The sequence below is a fragment of the Blastococcus sp. KM273129 genome (genome assembly GCF_021698995.1).
In the GTDB taxonomy this organism is placed as follows: domain Bacteria; phylum Actinomycetota; class Actinomycetes; order Mycobacteriales; family Geodermatophilaceae; genus Blastococcus.
Genome location: NZ_SSXB01000021.1, coordinates 1 through 19,603 on the forward strand (window position 1 = coordinate 1; position 19,603 = coordinate 19,603).

Here is a 19,603-nt window from a genome sequence, read left to right on the forward strand (position 1 = left end):
GTCGAGGGTGAGGACGACGGTCAGCCAGGGGGAGGGGAGGCCCAGGTGCTCACCGGGCGGGAAGCCCTCGTGCCGGTAGCCGAGCGCGGCCGAGACGTGCGGGCGCAGCGCCGGGTGCGGGCGGTGCACCACCGACTCCTGCCGCACCCGGCCAGGATGGCAGCGGCGCGGCCCGGGCTCCAGACGTGCGGCGCTCCGGACCCACCCGCCCGTCGCCCCGACCGTGTCCGACACCGTCGGCGGCGCCCCTCTGCGGGTCAGCGGGCGTGCTGCCCGACGGGGTGGGCGTCCGGCGGCGGGGTGCCGTAGAGGGCCGGGTCTCTCGGCGGTGCGGCTTCGGCCGTCAGCGCAGCGCTCTCGATGCGGTCCCAGCGGAACCAGCGGGGCGCGTCCCGCTCGCGGCACCAGGCGACGAGGTACCAGCGGTCGCCGGTGCGGGCGATCAGGTGCGGCTCGACCCGTCGGCGGGTCACCGTCCCGTGGCGGTCCTGGTAGCGCAGGGCGACCACGCGGCGCTGGGCCAGCGCCTCCTCGACCACGGCGGCGGCGCTCGGGCGGGCTGCGGACGAGCCCCGGACCCACACCCGACCGGCGAGCCGCTCGGCCTCGGAGCGGGCCGTCGGGCCCATCACGTCGAGCACCTTCCGCAGCGCCGCGCGGCCGTCGACGGCGAACGGCGCGTCCGGCGCCCCGGCCAGCGCCACGGCCACCGCGACCGCATGGGCGGGGGTGAGGTTGACCGGCGGCAGGGTGGCCGCCGCGTCCAGCACGTACCCGCCACCGGGACCGGCCGTCGCCCAGATCGGCACACCGGCCTGCTGCAGCGCGGAGACGTCGCGCTTGACGGTCCGGACCGACACCTCCAGCCAGCCGGCGAGCCAACCCGCCGTGCGACCGCGGGGCCCGGCCCGGCGCAGCTCCTCGCTGAGCGCGTGCAACCGGTCGGTGCGGTTCACCCGGAGATCGTCGCAGAGACGGTGACAGGACGGTGTCACCGGGAGAGCCGCACAGTTCTGCCATGACGACGATCGCCCTGTTCCACTCAGCCCTCGGCGTCCGCGCCGGGATCAGCGAGGCCGCCGACCGCCTCCGCGCGGCCGGCCACCAGGTCTCGGTGGTCGACCAGTACGACAGGCTGGTCTTCGACGACTACGAGAAGGGCATCGCCTACACGGAACAGGTCGGCTTCCCTGCCCTCATGCAGGCCGCGCTGGACGGCGTCTCGGACCTGCCCGACGGCTTCGTCGCGGCCGGGTTCTCCAACGGCGCCGGTATGGCCGAGTACGTCGCCACCCGCCGCCGCTGTGCCGGGCTGCTGCTGCTCTCCGGCGCGCTGCCGCTGGAGCTGCTGGGCGTCGCGGACTGGCCGACGGACCTACCCGTGCAGATCCACTACAGCCTGGACGACCCCTTCCGTCGTCAGGAGTGGATCGACGCCGTGGCGGCGGACGCCACCCGTCGCGGCGGTCGGGTCGAGACGTTCGACTATGCGGGGACCGGCCACCTCTTCACCGACCCGAGCCTGCCCACCGTACGACCCAGGTGCCACCGAACTGCTCTGGCAGCGGGCGCTGACCTTCGTCCACGACCTCACCGGCTGACCGCGCCAGAGGTCCCGGGCTCGCCCCGTCCCGACGCCGGCCGCAGTGGCCGACGTCGCGGCCGCGGTCCGCCGACGTCGCGATCGCCGTCCCGACCTGCGGTTTCTGTCGTACCCCACCCCTGCTGTCGGGGTGTCGGTCGAGGTCCTCGCGGGAGGGAGCGCACGTGTCCGAGCTGCGGTCGGCCCTCGACGAGCTGGCCGCGGTCGATCTGGGCGAGCTGTCGGATGACCTCCTGCTGGACCTCGTCGGTGAGCTGAGCACCACGGTCAACCGGGTCACCGCGGCGCTGACCACCGCGGTGCGGGCCGCCGATCGGCGGAAGGCCTACCGCCGCGACGGGGCGGTGTCCATGCAGGCGCGGCTGCGCGGCTCCTGCCGGATGGCGCCGGAGCTGGCCTCCGCGACGGTGTCCACCGGGCGTCGGCTGGAGCAGTTCCCGGAGACCGCGGCGGCGTTCGCCGCCGGGGCGATCAGCGCAGCGCACGCCCGGGTCATCACGAAGGCCATGACGCCCGGCCGGATCGCCAAGGCCGCCGAACTGGGCATCGACCTCGGTGAGACCGACGGCATCCTGGCCGACCTGGCCCGGGCCACCGCCCCGCACGACACCGCCCGCGGGGTGAAGGAGTGGGTCGCCGGGGTGGACCCCGACGGCACCCTGGACGACGCGGCCGACGTGCGCCGCCGGTTCACCCCGGCACCCGGGCTCGACGGGCGGGTGCACCTGCGCGGTGAGCTGGATGCCGTGGGCGGGGAGTACGTGCACACCGCCCTGGCCGCGCTGATGAACGGCGACCGCCCAGCCGGCGACACCCGCTCGCACGCCGAGCGGCAGGCCGACGCGCTGGTGGCGCTGGCCCGCGGGGCGCTGGACGGCGGATCGCTGCCGGCCGTGCGCGGGGAGCGGCCGCACGTGCGCGTCACGATCGACTGGTTCGCCCTCTGCGCCGCCCGCGGCGCCCCCGGTGTCTCCGGCGGCTCGCTGGGCTGGGCCGGCCCGATCAACCCCGAGACCGCCCGCCGGCTGGCCTGCGACGCCGGCGTCGCCCGCGTCATCACCGGCCCCGACGGGCTGCCGCTGGACGTCGGCCGGGCGCAGCGCACCACGTCGGCGGCGATCCGCCGGGCCATCGAGGTCCGCGACGCGCACTGCGTCTTCGCCGGGTGCGACGCCCCGCCGGAGTGGTGCGACGTCCACCACGTGGTGCACTGGGCGCACGGCGGGCCGACCAGCTGCGACAACGGCGCACTGCTCTGCGAACGGCACCACACCAGCTGCCACGAAGGCGGCTTCACCATCGCCCGGGACCCCGGCACCGGCCGGTGGCGCACCTACCGGCCCGACGGGACCGGGATCCGCAGCCGCGCCGGCCCCTGATCCACCGGCGGCGCCGCCGCCGTCCGCTACGCGCCGCGCGGGGCGTACATGATCACCGCGACGCCGACGAGGCAGATCAGCGCGCCGGCGACGTCGTACCGGTCGGGCCGGAACCCGTCGACGACCATGCCCCAGGCCAGCGACCCCGCGACGAAGACGCCGCCGTACGCGGCGAGGATCCGGCCGAAGTTCGCATCGGGCTGCAGCGTGGCCACGAAGCCGTACAGGCCCAGCGCGACCACCCCGGCGCCGATCCACGCCCAGCCGCGGTGCTCGCGGACCCCCTGCCAGACCAGCCAGGCGCCCCCGATCTCGGCCAGCGCCGCCAGGGCGAAGAGGAACAGCGAGCGGGTGACGCTCACCGCTCCACCGCGTCGAGGAAACGCCGCAGCGTCTCCAGGAAGACCTCGGGCTGCTCGGAGTGCACCCAGTGCCCCGCGTTCTTCACCTTCACCAGCCGCGTCGCGGGGAACAGCGCATCCATGTGCGGCCGGTCCTCGGGGAGCACGTAGTGGGAGTCGGCGCCGGCGATCCACAGCACCGGCCCGTCGAAGGTCGCGCCCGGCGGGGGCTCGGGGAAGCCGCGCAGCTCGCCGAGGTCCCGCTCGAGGAGCTCGAGGTTCAGCCGCCAGTGCCAACCGTCGCCCTCCTCCTGGCGGCTGAGGCTCTGCAGCAGGAAGCTGCGCACCATCCGGCTGGGGACGGCGGCGCGCAGGGCGGCGTCGGCGTCGGACCGGGACTCCAGCCCCTCCAGGTCGATCGCCCGCATCGCGGCGATGAAGGCGGCGAACGGGGAGGCCTCCTCGTCGGGGTCCTGCGTGCGGCCACCCGTCAGCGGGTACTCGACAGGGGCGATGTCGACGACGACGAGCGCCCGCAGCAGCTCGGGGCGGCGCAGCGCGAGCTGCATCGCGACCTTGCCGCCCATGGAGTGGCCGACCAGCGTGGCCGGCTCGCCGAAGGACTCGAGCTCCGCGGCGACCAGTTCGGCCATGTCCACGTAGTCGACCCGGTCGGTCCACGGGGAATGGCCGTGGTTGGGCAGGTCCAGCAGCGTCACGCGGTGGTCGTCGGCCAGGCCCTTCGCGATCGTCGTCCAGTTCTTCCCCTGACCGAACAGGCCGTGCACGAAGACCACGGGCGGGCCGGCCTCACCCAGCGTCCGGGCGTGCAGGGCATCCTCGGCGTTCTCCGTCACCGGGCGATTCCACCAGAGGTCGCGGGGCCGCGCGGCCCCGCGTCAGTCCAGCACGACCTCGGTCTCGCCGGTGTCGCCGTCCAGCGTGATGTACCCGTTCTCGAAGTCGGCCCGGCTGCCGCCCTCCACCGAGTAGATCCCGCTCGTCGGGTAGCCCAGCGGCCCCCGTTCCCAGCCCGACTCGGCCCAGCGCGTGCGGATGTCGTCGTAGAGCTCGTGCGCCCCGGTCTCGGCGGTCCAGTAGATCGAGGCACCGCCCGGCCGGGAGAAGTGGTTGAAGCGACCACGCCCGTCCGGGGTGCCCAGCTCACCGGTCACCGGGTAACCCAGCAGGCTCCGCTCCCAGCCCATCTCGGCCCACCGCGCCCGGATGGCCCCGTAGATGTCGTGGGCGCCGGTGTCCTCGGTCCAGTAGATCGAGCCGCCGCCCGGCCGGGAGAAGTGGTTGAACCGCCCCTCGCCGTCCGGGGTGCCCAGCTCACCGGTCACCGGGTAGCCCAGCGGCCCCCGCTCCCAGCCCATCTCGGCCCAGCGCGCCCGGATCGCCCCGTAGATCTCGTGCGTGCCGGTCGCCAGGGTCGAGTAGATCGAGGCACCGCCGGGCCGGGAAAAGTGGTTGTACCGCCCGTGCCCGTCCGGCGTCCCGAGCTCACCGGTCACCGGGTAGCCGAGCGGCCCCTGCTCCCAGCCCAGCTGGGCCCAGCGCTGCCAGATCTGGCCGTAGATCTCGTGCGCCCCGGTGGACGGCGTCCAGTAGATCGACCCGCCGTCGGGGCGGCTGTAGTGCTGGTACCGGCCCACCTGGTCGGGAGCCACGTGCTCCCAGGTCACCGGCAGCCCCAGCAGGCTGCCGCCCTGCCCCAGCTCGCGGTACCGGGCCTCGACCCCCGACCAGGTGACCGAGACCCCCATGCGCGACCCCGCGTCCTCCCGCTCGGCGATGACCGGCCACACGTTGGCCCGGCAGCCCTGCAGGGAGATCGACTGCTGCTGCATGACCCAGGCGGTGCGTCCGGCGGTCGGGCAGTCGGTGTGCGGGATGCCGATCCAGTGCCCGACCTCGTGCAGGATCACGTAGCGCTGGTACAGCTCCAGGCTGTGCGGCCAGGCGTCCGTGCCGAACCGCCAGCGGTCGTCGTTGATGTAGACCGAGCGCCCGACCCGGCAGCTCCACTGGGCGCTGCAGCCGGGTGCCGCGTTCCCGACCACCGTCGGCGACGCCAGGATCAGGTCGAAGTCGCTCCCCGAGTCCACCTGCTCGAACGCCAGGGTGCCGCCGAGGCTCCACCCGCGGGGATCGGTGAGGGCGTCCCGCGCGACGTCGGTGAAGTAGCCGAGGTCGCCGGCGACCGCCCCTTGCGTGGAGACCGTGTAGGTCACCGTCCGCTCGGCGGCGGAGGCGCCCGCAGGCTGCAGGACGACCGCCGCCACGGCGACGAGGGCGGCGAGGAGGAGGCGCAGGGTTCTGGTCATGGGGTCCTCCGGCGCGGGCAGCGCTGCCCGCGCGTCAGGTCCGGGCCGGTGGACGGCGGGGCCGAGCGCACCGGCTGCTGTCGCTGACCGGTCTACCGCACCGGGGCCGCCCGGTGGCATGTCGATCTCGTGACGATCGGCCGACGGCGCGCCCGCCACCTGCCCGGGGCCGTCGTCCCCGGCCTCTACCGTGCCGGGGGATCGACGGGGGGATGCAGATGCCAGGACGGCGCCGGAGCGCGAGCAGCAGCACGCGCACCCGACGGACGACGGCGACGGCGACGACGCGGAAGGCGAGCCCGCGGAAGGCGACCGCGCGGAAGCCGGCAGCGCGGAAGGCCGCCCCGGAGCTGCCCACCGCCGGCCCCGGGGAGCGGGTGTGGGTGCTGGCCGTGCCCTTCCGCGCCCCCGCGCCGGGTGCCGTCTGGCACCCGGGGCTGCAGGCGCACGTGTGGGTGGGGGCGGCGCTGCCGCCCGAGCTCGCGGCCTACGACCCGCCCGCCTACAGCCTGGAGCGCTTCCTCGAGGACGAGCTCAACGAGGAGCCGCGCCCGCTGCCGGTGAGCCCCGCGCTCGTGCCGCGCCCCCAGCAGGAGGCGGGCGCCGCGGTCGTCGCCGCGCACGCCGCCGCGGGCGGCCGCGTCTTCCTTCTCGGCGACGACCCCGGCGTCGGCAAGACCGGGACGGCGATCCTCGCGGTGCACGAGATCGCCGCGCAGCGGCCGGTGCGCACCGTGCTGGTCATCGCCGACCGGCCGGCCGCGATCACCATCCCGCACTGGGCGCGCTCGATCGCCGGCTTCGGCGACGGCGGCCTGCGCTGGTGCGTCACCACGTGGGACCGGCTGGGCAAGGTGGCGAAGCTGCGGTTCGACGTCGTCGTCGCCGACGAGGCGCACATGGTGCGGCACACGACGACGCAGCGGTGGAAGCACTGGAAGGCCGTCTCCGGCGCCGCCCGCGTCAAGGAGACCCCCTACGTGCTCGCCGCGACCGCGACCCCGGCGCACACGCCGCTGGAACTCCCCTACCTCGCGCCCGAGTTCGCCGCCCGGCACGGGGAGCCGATCAAGGAGTGGGCCGACCTCCCGAAGGCGCTCGAGCGGCACACGTTCCACGTGGAACGTGGCCGCTACGGCTGGCAGTGGACCGAGGACGCCGACCAGCGCCGCGCGGACCTGGCCCGCCTGCAGTCCTGGCTCGCCGACGCCGACCCGCCCGCCACGCTGCACCGCCCGGCCCCCTGGGGGCCGGTCTCGGTGACCGGGACCCCGGTGCTGCTCACCCCGGCCGAGCGGGCGCAGTACGAGGCCGAGTGGTCGGAGTTCCGCGCCGAGATGCAACTGGCCCGCCGCGGCCGGCAGACCGCCCGCGGCCGGGCGGCGCTGCTGCGGTTCCGCCAGAAGGCCGGGCTCATCCGCGTCCAGGCCACCGTCGACTGGGTCAAGGCGCAGGTGGAGGCCGAGCGCCAGGTGGCGGTGTCGGTCGAGTTCGTGGAGACGGCGGCCGACCCGATCCGCGAGGCGCTGCTCGACGCCGGCATCCCGGTGGCGTCCATCTACGGCCGCGACCGGTTCGACGTCGAGGCCGAGCGGCTGCGGTTCCAGCGCGGGGAGGCCGCGGTCTGCGTCTTCACCGTCACCGCCTCGATCAGCCTGCACGCCGGTGAGCTGCTGCCCGGCGGGTCCACGGCATCTGAGGTGCCGCGGGTGGGGCTGTTCCACCAGCCGCGATTCTCCGGCATCCAGGCGCGGCAGGTCACCGGGCGGACCCATCGCGACGGTCGCTCCTCGCCGTGGCGGGTGGCGTTCGCGGCCGACACGGTGGAGGAGCAGGTCGCGCGGGTGATGGTGGAGCGGCTGGCGGTCAGCGGCTCCACGGCCGGGGCGGACACCTCCTCGCTGCAGGAGATCGCCGAACTCCTCGACGCCGACTGGCTGCCCACCGCCGCCCTGACCGAGGGCTGAGCGGGGTCAGCGACGGCGGAGGGCCTGGCCGTCCGGCAGCGTGCGCCCGGCCAGCAGCGCGACGAGCCGGCCGGTGCCTGCCCCGACGACCGCGCCGTCGCCCCAGGCCCGCGCCGCATCGGTCGCCTCAAACCGCGCACCGGACAGGTCGACGCCGAAGAGCGAGCCGTCCGCGGCGGCGAGCTGGTCGAGGACGGCGAGCGCCGCGCCGGCCGGCGCGACCGGCGGCCGGTCGAGGGCCAGCGTCACGTCGAGCGAGTGGACGACGGCGTGCGTCAGCGCCCCCGGGGCGCCCCCGCCCGGCGGCTGCCACCGGTGCAGGACCGGGGAGCGCAGCGCGGCCAGGAGCTCGGCGGCCGGGAGGGCGGCGTCCCGGGCCGCCACCGTGTCGGAGAGACGGCCGAAGTCGCCACCCGCGGCGGCCATCTCCGCGCCGAACCGCTCCGGCGTCAGCCGCACCGGCATGGTCACGTGCGCCACCACGTGCCGGACCCGCCAGCCCGCGCAGAGCGACGGTCCGTCCCAGGCGCCCGGGTCGGCGGCCAGCAGGTCGGCGAGGCCGCCGTAGGTCGTCGCCACCCACCGCTCGACGTCGCGACCGCCCGCGCCGTCCCCGTTCCCGGTCATCCGCATTCCCTCTCATCGGCCGGTCGGCGCTCCGGGGACGACCGGCCCTCGTGCACACGACCGCGGGGGGCGCGGGAACTCATCGCTCCCGGTCGCCGCCCGTCACGGCACGAGCACCGCCCGGCCCACGACGCGGCCGGCCCGCAGGTCCTCCAGCACCCGAGGAGCGTCCGCGAGCGGGTGTTCCGTGACGGTGGTGCGGAGCCGGCCCCGTGCGGCCAGGTCGAGGGCCGCCACCAGCTCGGAGCGCCGGTTGCCGACGGAGGTGAGGATCCGCTGCTCGGGGACGACGAGGGACAGCGGGTCGAGCCCGATCCGGTCGAAGCTGTAGCCGACGTAGACGAGCCTCCCCTGCTTCCCGAGCGATGCGAGCGCGTTCGCGCTGGTCTCGCGGGTGCCCACCAGCTCGACGACGACGTCGGCCCCCGCACCTCCGGTGGCGGCGCGGACAGCCGCGACCACGTCCTCGACGCCCGCGTCGACGGTCACCTCGGCGCCCAGCTCGCGGGCCAGCGCGAGGCGGTCTGCGTTGCGGGCGACGGCGATCGGCCGGGCACCTCTCTCGCGCAGCACCTGGACGAGCGCCAGGCCCACACCCCCGACGCCGTAGACGACGGCGGTGTCACCGGGCCGCACGCCGGCGACCTCGACGGCGTGCAGCGCGGTGGTCGCGCTGCAGCACAGCACCGCTGCCGTCGAGAGGTCGACCTCCGGCGGGACGGGCACCACGGCCGACGCCGGCACCACGACCTGCTCGGCGAAGCCGCCGTCGGTCGCGAAGGCGAGGAACCCCAGGGGTGCGTCGCAGAGGTGGTCGTCGCCGCTGCGGCACCACCGGCACCGGCCACAGGCGTGCAGGTAGTGCACCGCGACGCGGCCTCCCGCGGCGACGTCGGAGACGCCCTCGCCCACCTCTGCGACGACGCCCGCCACCTCGTGGCCCAGGGTGATCGGCGTCCGCGCCGGGGTCAGCAGCCCGTCGAGGAAGTGCAGCTCGGTCCCGCAGACACCGGCGGCCGCGACGTCGATCAGGACCTCGCCGGGCCCGGGCCGCAGCGGGTCGAGCTCCTCGACCCGCGGTGGACGGCCCACCTCGTGGAAACGCACGGCACGCATCGACAGCCTCCCTACGCCGGTATGACCCGGACAGGTTCGAACGGTCGGCGGCCGCTGCCGCCCTCTCAGCCCGCTCCGGCGGGCTCCCGCGGTACGGCCGGGGACGCTACCTCCTGCTAGGTTCGGCCCTGTACGTGGCACGGGGTGTCCCGCCCGGGACTGAGATCACACCCGCCGAACCTGCTCCAGTTCGCACTGGCGAAGGGATGTCACCGGCATGTCCGATGCTGTGGAAGTCGTCGACCTGCGCGCTGCCCGAGCGGCGCTGAGCGGGACCGCGCCGCTGGTGCACTGCCTGACCAACACGGTGGTGCAGACGCTCACCGCCAACGCCCTGCTCGCGGTCGGCGCGGCCCCGGCGATGGTCGACGCGCCCGAGGAGGCGGGGGACTTCGCCGCCGTCGCCTCCGCCGTCCTGGTCAACGTCGGCACCGTCAACGCGCGCACCGCCGAGGCGATGCGGCTGGCCGCCCGGTCGGCCGGGGCGGCGGGCACCCCGTGGGTGCTCGACCCGGTCGCCGTCGGCGGCCTCGGCTACCGGACGGCGCTGGCGGCCGAGCTGGTGGCGCTCGGCCCCGCCGTCGTCCGGGGCAACCCCTCGGAGGTCATGGCGCTGGCCGGGGCGGGCTCCGGCGGGCGCGGCGTGGACAGCACCGCGGGCGCCGAGGACGCCGCCTCCGCCGCCGCAGGGCTCGCCGGGCGGGCGGGCGGCGTGGTCGCGGTCAGCGGCGAGGTGGACCTGATCACCGACGGCGCACGCACCATCCGGGTGGGCGGGGGCTCACCGCTGCTGACCCGCACCACCGGCGCCGGGTGCGCGCTCGGGGCGCTGGTCGCCGCCTACGTCGCCGCGACCGGCGACCCCTTCACCGGTGCCGTGGCCGCGCACGCGCACGTCGCCCTCGCCGCCGAGCGGGCCGCGGCGGGCGCCGCCGGGCCGGGCACCTTCGCGGCGGCCTGGCTGGACGCGCTCGACGCCGTCGGCCCCGAGGACCTGGCGCGCGCGGACGTGCGGAGCGCCTGATGCGCCCGGCGTTCGACCCGACCCTCTACCTGGTCACCGACACGCAGCTGTGCCGGCCGCGACCGGTGGCCGACGTCGTCCGCGCCGCGGTCGCCGGTGGCGTCACCGCCGTCCAGGTGCGCGACAAGGACGCCCCCCGCCGAGAGCTGCTGTCGCTGACCCGCTCGGTGCAGGCCGCGCTCGCCGACCGGCCGGACGTGGCGGTGGTGGTGAACGACGCCCTCGACGTCGCCCTGCTCGCCGGCGCCTCGGGTGTGCACGTCGGCCAGGAGGACCTGCCGGTGACCGAGGTGCGGGCGGCGCTCGGGCCCGATCGGCTGGTCGGCCTCTCCGTGGAGAGCACCGAGGACCTCGCCGCCGCGCTCCGCCTGCCGGCGGGCACCGTCGACCTCGTCGGCCTCAGCCCGGTGTGGGCGACGCCGACCAAACCCGAGGCCGGTCAGGGGCTGGGCCTGGCCACCGTCCGGGAGCTGGCCGCCACCGCACGGGCCGCGGGGCTGACCACCGTGGCGATCGGCGGCATCGACGCGACCCGGGCGGCCGCGGCGGCGGCCACGGGCGTGCACGGCGTCTGCGTGGTCTCGGCGATCTGCGCGGCACCCGATCCGCGGGCCGCGGCGGCGGCGCTGCGCGCCCAGCTCGCCCCGGTGGGCGCGCGATGACGCCGACCGCGCTCTCCGTGGCCGGCAGCGACCCCAGCGGCGGCGCCGGCATCCAGGCGGACCTGAAGACGTTCAGCGCCCTCGGCGCGTACGGGACGGCGGTGCTCACCGCCCTCACCGCGCAGAGCACCCGCGGTGTCGACGGCGTGCACCCGGTACCGGCGGAGTTCGTCACCCGGCAGCTGCACACCCTGCTCGACGACGTCGAGGTGCACGCCACCAAGCTCGGGATGCTGGGCAGCGCCGACGTGGTGCGCGCGGTGGCCGCGGTGCTGGCCGAGCGGCTCCCCGGCCCGGTCGTCTGCGACCCGGTGATGGTGGCGACGAGCGGCCACCGGCTGATCGACGACGACGCGGTGGCAGCGGTCCGCACCGAACTGCTGCCGCTGGCCGACCTGATCACCCCCAACGTGCCGGAGGCCGCCGCGTTGCTGGACACCGAGCCGGCGCGCGACGTCGACGAGCTGCACGAGCAGGCGCGGGCGCTGCTGGCCCTGGGGCCGCGCGCGGTGCTCATCAAGGGTGGTCACCTGGGCGGCCCGGAGAGCGTCGACGTCCTCGCCAGCGCCGCCGGCACCACGGAGACCCGGCGGCCGCGCATCGACACGACGGCGACCCACGGGACCGGGTGCACGCTCTCCTCGGCGCTGGCCGCGCTCGCCGCCCGCGCCGGCGAGCCCCCGGACTGGGTGGTCCTGGTGGAACCGGCCCGCGACTACCTGCAGCGGGCGCTGGCCGGGGGCGCCGCGCTGCGGATCGGCGCCGGCCACGGCCCGGTGCACCACTTCGCCGGGATCTGGCCGGCGTGACCGGCTTCAGCGAGCGCGCCTGGGCGGCGACGGCGGACCTCCGCCGGGCGATCGACGAGCTGCCCTTCCTCGCCGAGCTGGCCGACGGCACCCTCGCCCCGGAGGTCTTCCGCCACTACCTGGAGCAGGACGCGGTCTACCTGGGCAGCTACGCCCGCGCGCTGGCGCTGCTGGCGGCCCGCGCGCCCGACGCGCAGGCCGCGGCCTTCTGGGCCGGTTCGGCGCAGACCTGCGGGGCGGTGGAGACCGAGCTGCACGCCGACCTGCTCGGCACCGACCTGCTCGGGGAGCCGGACGGTGCGCCGGTCGCGTCGCCGACCTGCCTCGCGTACACCTCCTACCTGGTGGCGACGGCGGCGACCGCGCCGTACCCGGTCGCCGCCGCGGCCGTCCTGCCCTGCTACTGGGTGTACGCCGACGTCGGCGCCCGCCTGGCCCCGGTGGCGCGGGCGGCACCTGACCACCCCTACCGACGGTGGGTCGCCACCTACGACGCCGCCCCGTTCCAGGAGGCCACGGTCACCGCCCGGCGGCTGGCCGACGCCGCGGCACGCTCCGCTCCCGGCCAGGAGCCGGCCATGCTGACCGCGTTCGCCGTCGCCACCCGGTACGAGCTCGAGTTCTGGCGCGCCGCCCACGCCCGGGAGGGCTGGGCCGTCCTGGTCTGAGCGGGGGCGGTTCCCGCCGGGCCCACGGTCCGGGCGATCATCGGTGGCATGAGGCGGGAGGCGAGCATCCTGCACCTGGACCTCGACGCCTTCTTCGCCGCGGTCGAGCAGCGGGACAAGCCCTCGCTGCGCGGCCGGCCGGTCGTCGTCGGCGGCGTGGGTGGCCGGGGTGTCGTCGCCACCGCGTCCTACGAGGCGCGGGCCTACGGGGCGCGGTCGGCGATGTCGACCGCGGAGGCCCGGCGGCGCTGCCCAGCGGGGACGGCGTTCCTCGGTGGCCGGTTCGCGGCCTACCGGCGCACCTCCGACGTCGTCATGGACCTGCTGCGCGAGCTGTCGCCGCTCGTGGAGCCCGTGTCCATCGACGAGGCCTACGTCGACCTCGCCGCCGGGGCCGGGCACGACCTCTCGGTTTCCGGTGTGACGGAACTGGCCGCCGGTCTCAAGGAGCGGATCGCGCGCGCCACCGGAGGGGTCACCGGCTCGGTGGGCATCGGCAGCTCGAAGCTCATGGCCAAGATCGCCTCCGACCTGCAGAAGCCGGACGGCCTCGTCGTCGTCGCCCCGGGTGGCGAGCTCGACCTCCTGCACCCGCTGCCGGTCACCCGGCTCGGCGGGGTCGGGCCGGCGACGGCGGAGCGGCTGCACCAGGTCGGCGTGCGGACGGTCGGGGACCTCGCCGCCAAGTCCCTGCCCGACCTGATCGCGCTGGCCGGCCGGGCGCACGGCGCCGGGCTGCACGCCCTGGCCCGCGCCGAGGACGACCGCGCCGTCGTCCCCGACCGCGAGGTGAAATCCGTGTCGCACGAGGAGACCTTCGAGCGGGACCTCACCGACGTCGCCGTGCTGAACCGGGAGATCGACTCGATGGCGGCCAGGGTGGGGAGCCGGCTGCGCGCCGCCGCCTACTCCGGGCGCACGGTCACGCTGAAGCTGCGCCGCTACGACTTCACGACGATCACCCGCTCTCAGACGCTGCCGCAGCCGACGGACGACCCCCGGGTCATCGCGACCACTGCCCGCCGGTTGCTCACCGAGGCCGGTACGGGCGGGGGGCTGCGCCTGCTCGGGGTCGGCGTCTCGGGGCTGTCGCTCTACGCGCAGGGCGACCTCTTCACCACGGACGAGGACGAGCCGGACGAGGCCGTCGCGCCCGAGCAGGAGGCAGCCGACGAGCCGCCACTGCCGGTGGAGAAGCGCTGGTGGCCGGGGCAGGACGTGCGGCACGACGAGCACGGGGCCGGCTGGGTGTGGGGACGGGGGCTCGGCCGGGTGACCGTGCGCTTCGAGGGCCCGTTGACGCCGCCCGGCCCGGTGCGCACGCTGGCCGCCGACGACCCGGCGCTGCAGCCCGCCGACCCACCCGACTGGAGGCCCCCTGCATGACGACGACGGCGACGCGCTCCTGGTGGGGCTGGGGGACGACCGACCAGGCGCTGCCCGACGACGAGTGCGCCGCGCTCGCCGGGCTGCTCCCCGGGCTGCCCGCGCGCCCGCGGCCGGTCCCCGACGTCCGCGACCTCGAGCTCCCGCCGACGCGGATCAGCCCGCCACCGGCCCTGCCGGTGACCACCGACCCGGGAGCGCGCGCCGCCCGCGCGTTCGGCAAGGCCTACCGGGACGTCGTCCGGGCCCTCTCGGGGGACCTCGCGGGCGCCCCGGACGCCGTCGCCCGGCCCGCCACCGAGACCGAGGTCGTCGACCTCCTCGACTGGGCCGCCGCCTCGGACCTCGTCGTCGTGCCCGTGGGCGGCGGCAGCTCGGTGGTCGGCGGGGTGGAGTACCGCGGCGACCGGCCGTGGCTGGCGCTGGAGCTCACCGGGCTGGAGCGCGTCCTGGAGGTCGACCCGGTGAGCCGGGCCGCCCGGATCCAGGGCGGCGCGCTGGGCCCGGTGCTCGAGGCGCAGCTGCGCCCGCACGGGCTGACCCTGCGGCACTTCCCGCAGAGCTTCGAGTTCTCCACCCTGGGCGGCTGGCTGGCCACCCGGGCCGGCGGCCACTACGCGACCCTGCACACCCACGTCGACGACCTCGTCGAGTCGCTGCGGGTGGTCACGCCGGTGGGCGTCAGCGAGTCGTGGCGGCTGCCCGGATCGGGCGCCGGCCCCTCGCCCGACCGGCTCTTCCTCGGCTCGGAGGGCACGCTCGGGGTGATCACGGAGGCGTGGATGCGGCTCCAGGACCGGCCACGGTTCAAGGCCTCGGCGTCGGCCACGTTCCCCGACGGCGCCGCCGCGTTCGCCGCCGTCCGGGCCATCGCGCAGGCCGGCCTGCACCCGGCGAACTGCCGGCTGCTCGACCCGGGCGAGGCCGCGCTGGCCGGCGCATCGTCGGGGGAGTGGGTCCTCGTGCTGGGCGTGGAGTCCGCCGTGCACCCCGTGGCGGGCCGCCTGGACGAGCTGACCGAGCTGGCGCGGGCGCACGGGGGACGCGTCGCCGACCCGGCGGGCGGGGGAGACGCGGCCGCGGGCGCCTGGCGCAGCAGCTTCCTGCGCATGCCCTACGTCCGCGACGGGCTCGCCCGGATGAGCGCGCTCGTGGAGACCTTCGAGACCGCCTGCACCTGGGACCGGCTCGAGGAGCTCCACGCGACGGTGCGCGCCGAGGTGGGGGCCGCCGTCGAGCAGGTCACCGGCGCACCCGGCCTGCTCAACTGCCGGCTCACCCACGTCTACCCCGACGGCGCCGCGCCCTACTTCACCGTCCTCGCCGCCGGGCGGCCCGGCGCGGAGGTGGCGATGTGGGACGAGGTGAAGACGGCGGCCTCGGAGGTGCTGGGCCGCCTGGGCGCGACGATCACCCACCACCACGCGGTCGGCCGCGACCACCGCCCCGGGTACGACCGGCAGCGCCCGGAGCCGTTCGCGCTGGCACTGCGGGCGGCGAAGTCGGCCCTCGACCCGGCCGGCGTGCTCAACCCCGGCGTCCTGCTCGACGAGCTGCCCTCCGGTCGCTGAGCGCACCGGGCGGGCCGCCCTGTAGAACGGCTGCATGGCCGAACGCCCCGAACCCAGCGCCTGGACCCGCATGACGCAGGAGGACCCGTCCCACTCGGCGGCGTACGTGCAGCGGTTCCGCACGCTGGCGGAGCAGGGGATGGACCTGGTGGGCGAGGCCCGGCTGGTCGACGCGATGCTGCCGCGCGGCTCCCGGGTGCTGGACGCCGGCTGCGGGCCGGGCCGGGTGGGTGCCCACCTGCACGAGGTCGGCCACCGGGTGGTGGGTGTCGACGTCGACCCGGTGCTGATCGCCGCGGCCGAGCAGGACCACCCCGGGCCGCGGTGGCTGGTCGGCGACCTCGCCGAGCTGGACCTCCCGGCGCAGGGCATCGACGAGCCGTTCGACGCGATCGTCAGCGCCGGCAACGTGATGGCGTTCCTCGCGCCGTCGACCCGCGGCGCGGTGCTGCGCCGGCTGCGCGCCCACATCGCGGCGGACGGCCGGGCGGCCATCGGCTTCGGTGCCGGCCGCGGCTACGCCTTCGACGAGTTCCTGGACGACGCGCGGGCGGCCGGCTGGGCGCCGGACCTGCTGCTCTCGACCTGGGACCTCCGGCCGTTCACGCCTGATTCCGAGTTCCTGGTGGCGGTCCTCCGACCCGCCTGAACGCCGGGCGGTCAGAGGCGGCCGTTGGCGCGCAGCAGGAGGAGCGCCTGCACGGTCCGGTGTCCGCGCCACTCGAGGGCGGCGGCCGGGGACCAGCTGTCGAAGTCGACGGTCCACCCGCCGTCGTCCCGCTGGCCCGCGGCCAGCCGGTCGAGCTCGGCGTCGACCACCCCGGGGGCGAACAGCGACCGGGCCGGGCCACCGGGCAGCGGGGCGAAGTCCAGCGGGCGCATGTGCTCGTCCGGGGCACCCCCGGCCACGTGCAGCAGCCCGTCCGCCGGCACGTGCGGCCGCAGCCGATCGACCAGCTCACCGGCCTCCGGGCGGGTCACGGCCGCGGCGTCGAGGAACCGCACCGCGAAGGCCAGCTCCATGGCGTGCGTGCCGCCGCCGAGCCGGCCGACGGCATCCAGGCAGTACCCGGTCGCCCGGTCCAGCCACGGGTGCCCGGCCACGGTCGGGTCCCCGGCGGCGACCTGGTGCGCCGTCGCGGCGACGACGGCGGTGATCTGCAGCGAGGATCGGGTGGGGTCCGCCCGCACCCAGAACGGCGCGCACCCGGCCGGGTCGGGCACCGGCAGCGCGAACGGCAGGCCGCCGTCGGGCAGGCTCACGGCCGCCAGCCAGTCGCAGAGCTCGCCCGCACGCGGCGTGGTCGCGGGGACGACGTCGGCGAACACCTCCAGGGCGTGCAGCGCGCCGCCCGGCTGGCTGGTCGCCGAGCGCAGGTCGGGCTCCAGCCCCCACCCGTAGCCGCCGTCGGCGTTGCGGTACCCGTCGACGGCGGCCAGCACCGGCTCCGGCGACCCGCCGGCGAACAGCAGCTCGAAGCGACGGCGGTCGAGCACCCGCCCGGCGGTGGCGAGGAAGGCGGCGGCGGCGCCGAGGTCGACGGTCACCGCGCCAGCCTTCCGGAGATCCGGACCTCGCGGGACGGCAGCCGACCTCGCGGTCCACCGCGCGGCCCGCGGACCGACCGCGGGGTCGCCCCCGCACGCGGTGCGGACGGCTGTTTCCCGTGAAACCGCACCGCACCCGCGGGCGGCGCGGTCACCCCGGATCCGTCGACGGTGGCGCCACCCCGAGCGCGATCGTCAGCTCCAGGACCGTCTGCGGGTCCTCCAGCACGGGCCCGTAGAGCTCGCGCAGCTGGGTCATCCGGTAGCGCACCGTCTGCGGGTGCACGAAGAGCGCGGCAGCCACCTGGTCGCGCCGACCGTGGTGGAGCAGCCAGCTCCGCAGCGTCTCGGTGAGCTTCTCGCGCGCGGTCTCCCCCACCGTCGCCAGCGGGGCCAGCGCCCGGGCCCGGAGGTCGGCCAGCGCCTCCTCGTCGGCACGCAGGACCAGCTCCGCCAGCCGCGCATCGGTGTCCAGCGGCCCGTCGTCCTCCGCGACGACGTCCAGCCGCAGCGCCCGCAGCGCCCGGCCGTACGAGGCCTGCACACCCCACCACGGCCGGGCGGGGCCGACCACGGCGCGACGACCCGCCAGACCGCGCAGCAACGCGCCGCGGGCGGCGCCCTCCGCGTCCGGGACCAGCAGCACCGACAGCTCCCGCGGGGCGTCCGTCCCCGGCAGGTCCTCGGTCGCGACCAGGGTGCGGGGGTCCAGGGAGACCAGAGCTCCCCGCACGCGCCCCTCGGGCAGCAGCACGGCGGTCAGCGTGCGAGGCGGGGTCCACTCGGCGCGCTGCGCCATCTCGGCGAGCTCGGCGTGCGGGCTGCCGGTGAGCAGCCCGCGCGCCAGCCGCTCGCGGAGGCGCTGGCGCTCGCGACTGCTGGACGCGAGCTCGTCGGCGTGGCCGGCGACGCTGGCGGCGGAGAGCCGGTCGATGTAGGCGAACACCAGCTCGGCGAAGCGGGCCAGCGACATGGGGTCCAGCCCGGCGCGGACGGCGGTGGCGCTCATGTCCCGCCACGAGACGCGTGCGCCCACCCGGTATGCGGCCAGCAGCGCGTCCATCGACCGGCCGCTGCGCGCCTCTCCGCGCCCCAGCGCGTAGGCGGCCTCGACGACGGGCCCGCCCGGGGTGCCGGCGTCCACGCCGCCCCCGTCGACGGCGACCTGCAGGAACCCCCGCAGCGCCATCTCGACCGCGGTCGAGATCTTCCGGCCCATCGGGCCGAGGAAGGCGTCGGCGTAGCTCGGGACGCCCACGATGATCTCCTCGACGGCCCGCTCGGCCACCGCCGGCAGATCGGCGCGCATCGCCTCCGCCACGGCCTCCGGGAACGGTGCAGGGTCTACCGGCATCACGGCTCCTTTGTTCTCAGGGAACAGAAGCTACCGCCCGATTCACGTCCACGGCACAGGTATTTGGTCGCCCGGCTGGGAAAGCTCAAGACCATGACCGCAACCGCTCCGCGCCCCGCCGCGCCACGCCCGCCGGCGCGGAGCGCGCTGCGCGACCGGGTGCTCAAGTTCGCCGAGCTGGCGACCACCCCGCTGCTCCCGGTCGACTACCTCGACCTGTTCGACCCGCTCCGCTCCGGGGCCGCGCTGCGCGGCCGGATCGAGGCCGTCCACCGGGAGACCCGGGACGCCGCCTCGATCGTCATCCGCCCGGGACGCGACTGGCTGCCGCACGTGCCCGGCCAGTACGTGCGCATCGGCATCGACATCGACGGCGTCCGCCAGTGGCGCGCCTACTCGATCACCTCGGTGCTCGACCGCGCCGACGGCTGCTTCACCATCACGGTCAAGGCCATCCCGGACGGGAAGGTCAGCAACCACCTGGTGCACCGGGTGCAGCCGGGCACGGTCGTCCAGCTCGACCAGGCCACCGGGGAGTTCTGCCTGCCCGAGCAGGTGCCCGCGAAGGCCCTGTTCGTCACCGCCGGCTCCGGCATCACGCCGGTCATGGGGATCCTGCGCAACTCCGTGGACCGGCTGGCCGACACCGTCCTGGTGCACTCCGCGCCCACCGCCGAGGACGTCGTCTTCGGCGAGGAGCTGCGGCGGATGGCCGCCGAGGGCCGGATCCGGCTGATCGAGCAGCACACCGACAGCGCCGGGATGCTCGACGCCCGGTCCATCGCCGAGCTCGTGCCCGACCTGCACGAGCGCGCCACCTGGGCGTGCGGCCCGGTGGGCATGCTCGAGGCGCTCGAGGAGCACTGGGCGTCGGTGGGGATCGCCGACCGGCTCTACACGGAGCGCTTCCGGCCGCGCGTCCTGGTCACCGGCGAGGGCGGCACGGTGTCGTTCACGAAGAACGGCACGACCGTCGAGGCCGACGGCGCGACGCCGATCCTCGACGCCGCCGAGGAGGCCGGGGTGCTCATGCCCAGCGGCTGCCGGATGGGCATCTGCTACGGCTGCGTGCTGCCCCTCCGCGAGGGCGCCGTCCGCGACCTGCGCAACGGAGAGATCACCACCGCGGAGGACGTCGGCGACGGCGTCCTCATCCAGACCTGCGTCAGCGCCGCCGCCGGCGCCTGCGCCATCGACCACTGACCCAGCCCCCCGACC

The 19,603-nt window shown here is 76.3% G+C and carries 19 protein-coding genes and 2 riboswitches; of the genes, 11 read left to right on the forward strand and 8 right to left on the reverse strand.

Going from position 1 to position 19,603, the window contains the following annotated elements:
* Positions 1-257: 257 nt before the first annotated feature.
* Positions 258-956, reverse strand: a complete 699-nt coding sequence (locus tag E9565_RS08580) for a YafY family protein (RefSeq protein WP_236834606.1) — start codon at positions 954-956, stop codon at positions 258-260.
* Between the two features lie 32 nt (positions 957-988).
* On the opposite strand from E9565_RS08580, the gene E9565_RS08585 reads away from it, so the two are divergent.
* Positions 989-1,861: a dienelactone hydrolase family protein gene (locus E9565_RS08585; protein ID WP_308196107.1), complete on the forward strand. Its 873-nt coding sequence runs from the start codon at positions 989-991 to the stop codon at positions 1,859-1,861.
* Positions 1,768-2,982, forward strand: coding sequence for an HNH endonuclease signature motif containing protein (locus tag E9565_RS08590; RefSeq protein WP_236834610.1), 1,215 nt, complete (start codon positions 1,768-1,770; stop codon positions 2,980-2,982). The genes E9565_RS08585 and E9565_RS08590 overlap by 94 nt, the downstream gene beginning before the upstream one ends.
* 26 nt (positions 2,983-3,008) lie before the next feature.
* On the opposite strand, the gene E9565_RS08595 is transcribed toward E9565_RS08590, so the two are convergent.
* From E9565_RS08595 to E9565_RS08605, 3 genes are read right to left on the reverse strand one after another with little or no spacing between them, the layout of a single operon-like run.
* Positions 3,009-3,344 carry a YnfA family protein gene (locus E9565_RS08595; protein ID WP_236826552.1) on the reverse strand — a complete coding sequence of 112 codons (336 nt, stop codon included), beginning with the start codon at positions 3,342-3,344 and terminating at the stop codon, positions 3,009-3,011.
* Positions 3,341-4,180 (reverse strand): alpha/beta fold hydrolase, encoded by an 840-nt coding sequence (locus E9565_RS08600; RefSeq protein WP_236834612.1) that lies wholly within the window; start codon positions 4,178-4,180, stop codon positions 3,341-3,343. The genes E9565_RS08595 and E9565_RS08600 overlap by 4 nt, the downstream gene beginning before the upstream one ends.
* A gap of 42 nt (positions 4,181-4,222) precedes the next feature.
* The gene (locus E9565_RS08605) at positions 4,223-5,653 is read right to left on the reverse strand and encodes a DUF3152 domain-containing protein (RefSeq protein ID WP_236834614.1); all 1,431 of its coding nucleotides are present in this window, start codon (positions 5,651-5,653) and stop codon (positions 4,223-4,225) included.
* A gap of 218 nt (positions 5,654-5,871) precedes the next feature.
* Between E9565_RS08605 and E9565_RS08610 the strand changes: the two genes are divergently transcribed.
* Positions 5,872-7,620: a DEAD/DEAH box helicase gene (locus E9565_RS08610; protein WP_236834616.1), complete on the forward strand. Its 1,749-nt coding sequence runs from the start codon at positions 5,872-5,874 to the stop codon at positions 7,618-7,620.
* Between the two features lie 6 nt (positions 7,621-7,626).
* Here the strand turns inward: E9565_RS08610 and E9565_RS08615 are convergent, their stop codons facing one another.
* Together E9565_RS08615 and E9565_RS08620 are read right to left on the reverse strand one after the other, a co-directional pair.
* Positions 7,627-8,247: a maleylpyruvate isomerase family mycothiol-dependent enzyme gene (locus tag E9565_RS08615; RefSeq protein ID WP_236834618.1), complete on the reverse strand. Its 621-nt coding sequence runs from the start codon at positions 8,245-8,247 to the stop codon at positions 7,627-7,629.
* A gap of 102 nt (positions 8,248-8,349) precedes the next feature.
* On the reverse strand, positions 8,350-9,363 hold the full coding sequence (locus E9565_RS08620; RefSeq protein ID WP_236826547.1) for an alcohol dehydrogenase catalytic domain-containing protein: 1,014 nt from the start codon (positions 9,361-9,363) through the stop codon (positions 8,350-8,352).
* A riboswitch (TPP riboswitch) is annotated at positions 9,358-9,460 on the reverse strand. Its footprint overlaps the gene before it by 6 nt.
* A gap of 33 nt (positions 9,461-9,493) precedes the next feature.
* Positions 9,494-9,587, forward strand: a riboswitch (TPP riboswitch).
* Between E9565_RS08620 and thiM the strand changes: the two genes are divergently transcribed.
* The 7 genes from thiM to E9565_RS08655 all read left to right on the forward strand — a co-directional run bounded on the left by thiM (position 9,581) and on the right by E9565_RS08655 (position 16,132).
* Positions 9,581-10,387: a hydroxyethylthiazole kinase gene (thiM, locus tag E9565_RS08625; protein ID WP_236826546.1), complete on the forward strand. Its 807-nt coding sequence runs from the start codon at positions 9,581-9,583 to the stop codon at positions 10,385-10,387. (Overlaps the previous riboswitch by 7 nt.)
* Entirely contained in the window at positions 10,387-11,049 is a 663-nt protein-coding gene (gene thiE, locus E9565_RS08630; RefSeq protein ID WP_236834620.1) for a thiamine phosphate synthase, read from the forward strand. The genes thiM and thiE overlap by 1 nt, the downstream gene beginning before the upstream one ends.
* Positions 11,046-11,858 carry a bifunctional hydroxymethylpyrimidine kinase/phosphomethylpyrimidine kinase gene (thiD, locus tag E9565_RS08635; RefSeq protein WP_236826544.1) on the forward strand — a complete coding sequence of 271 codons (813 nt, stop codon included), beginning with the start codon at positions 11,046-11,048 and terminating at the stop codon, positions 11,856-11,858. The genes thiE and thiD overlap by 4 nt, the downstream gene beginning before the upstream one ends.
* Positions 11,855-12,526, forward strand: a complete 672-nt coding sequence (locus E9565_RS08640; RefSeq protein WP_236826543.1) for a TenA family protein — start codon at positions 11,855-11,857, stop codon at positions 12,524-12,526. Before thiD ends, E9565_RS08640 begins: the two co-directional genes overlap by 4 nt.
* A 48-nt stretch (positions 12,527-12,574) precedes the next feature.
* Positions 12,575-13,912, forward strand: a complete 1,338-nt coding sequence (locus tag E9565_RS08645; RefSeq protein ID WP_236834623.1) for a DNA polymerase IV — start codon at positions 12,575-12,577, stop codon at positions 13,910-13,912.
* Positions 13,909-15,483: an FAD-binding oxidoreductase gene (locus tag E9565_RS08650; protein WP_236826541.1), complete on the forward strand. Its 1,575-nt coding sequence runs from the start codon at positions 13,909-13,911 to the stop codon at positions 15,481-15,483. The genes E9565_RS08645 and E9565_RS08650 overlap by 4 nt, the downstream gene beginning before the upstream one ends.
* Positions 15,484-15,517: 34 nt before the next feature.
* Positions 15,518-16,132 (forward strand): bifunctional 2-polyprenyl-6-hydroxyphenol methylase/3-demethylubiquinol 3-O-methyltransferase UbiG, encoded by a 615-nt coding sequence (locus E9565_RS08655; RefSeq protein WP_236826540.1) that lies wholly within the window; start codon positions 15,518-15,520, stop codon positions 16,130-16,132.
* 11 nt (positions 16,133-16,143) lie between these two features.
* Here the strand turns inward: E9565_RS08655 and E9565_RS08660 are convergent, their stop codons facing one another.
* Together E9565_RS08660 and E9565_RS08665 are read right to left on the reverse strand one after the other, a co-directional pair.
* Positions 16,144-17,031, reverse strand: a complete 888-nt coding sequence (locus tag E9565_RS08660) for a hypothetical protein (protein ID WP_236834625.1) — start codon at positions 17,029-17,031, stop codon at positions 16,144-16,146.
* 151 nt (positions 17,032-17,182) lie between these two features.
* Entirely contained in the window at positions 17,183-18,385 is a 1,203-nt protein-coding gene (locus E9565_RS08665) for a CdaR family transcriptional regulator (protein ID WP_236826538.1), read from the reverse strand.
* 93 nt (positions 18,386-18,478) lie between these two features.
* Between E9565_RS08665 and E9565_RS08670 the strand changes: the two genes are divergently transcribed.
* A complete protein-coding gene (locus E9565_RS08670; RefSeq protein WP_236834628.1) occupies positions 18,479-19,588 on the forward strand; it encodes a ferredoxin reductase in 1,110 nt (369 codons plus the stop codon).
* Positions 19,589-19,603 lie beyond the last annotated feature (15 nt).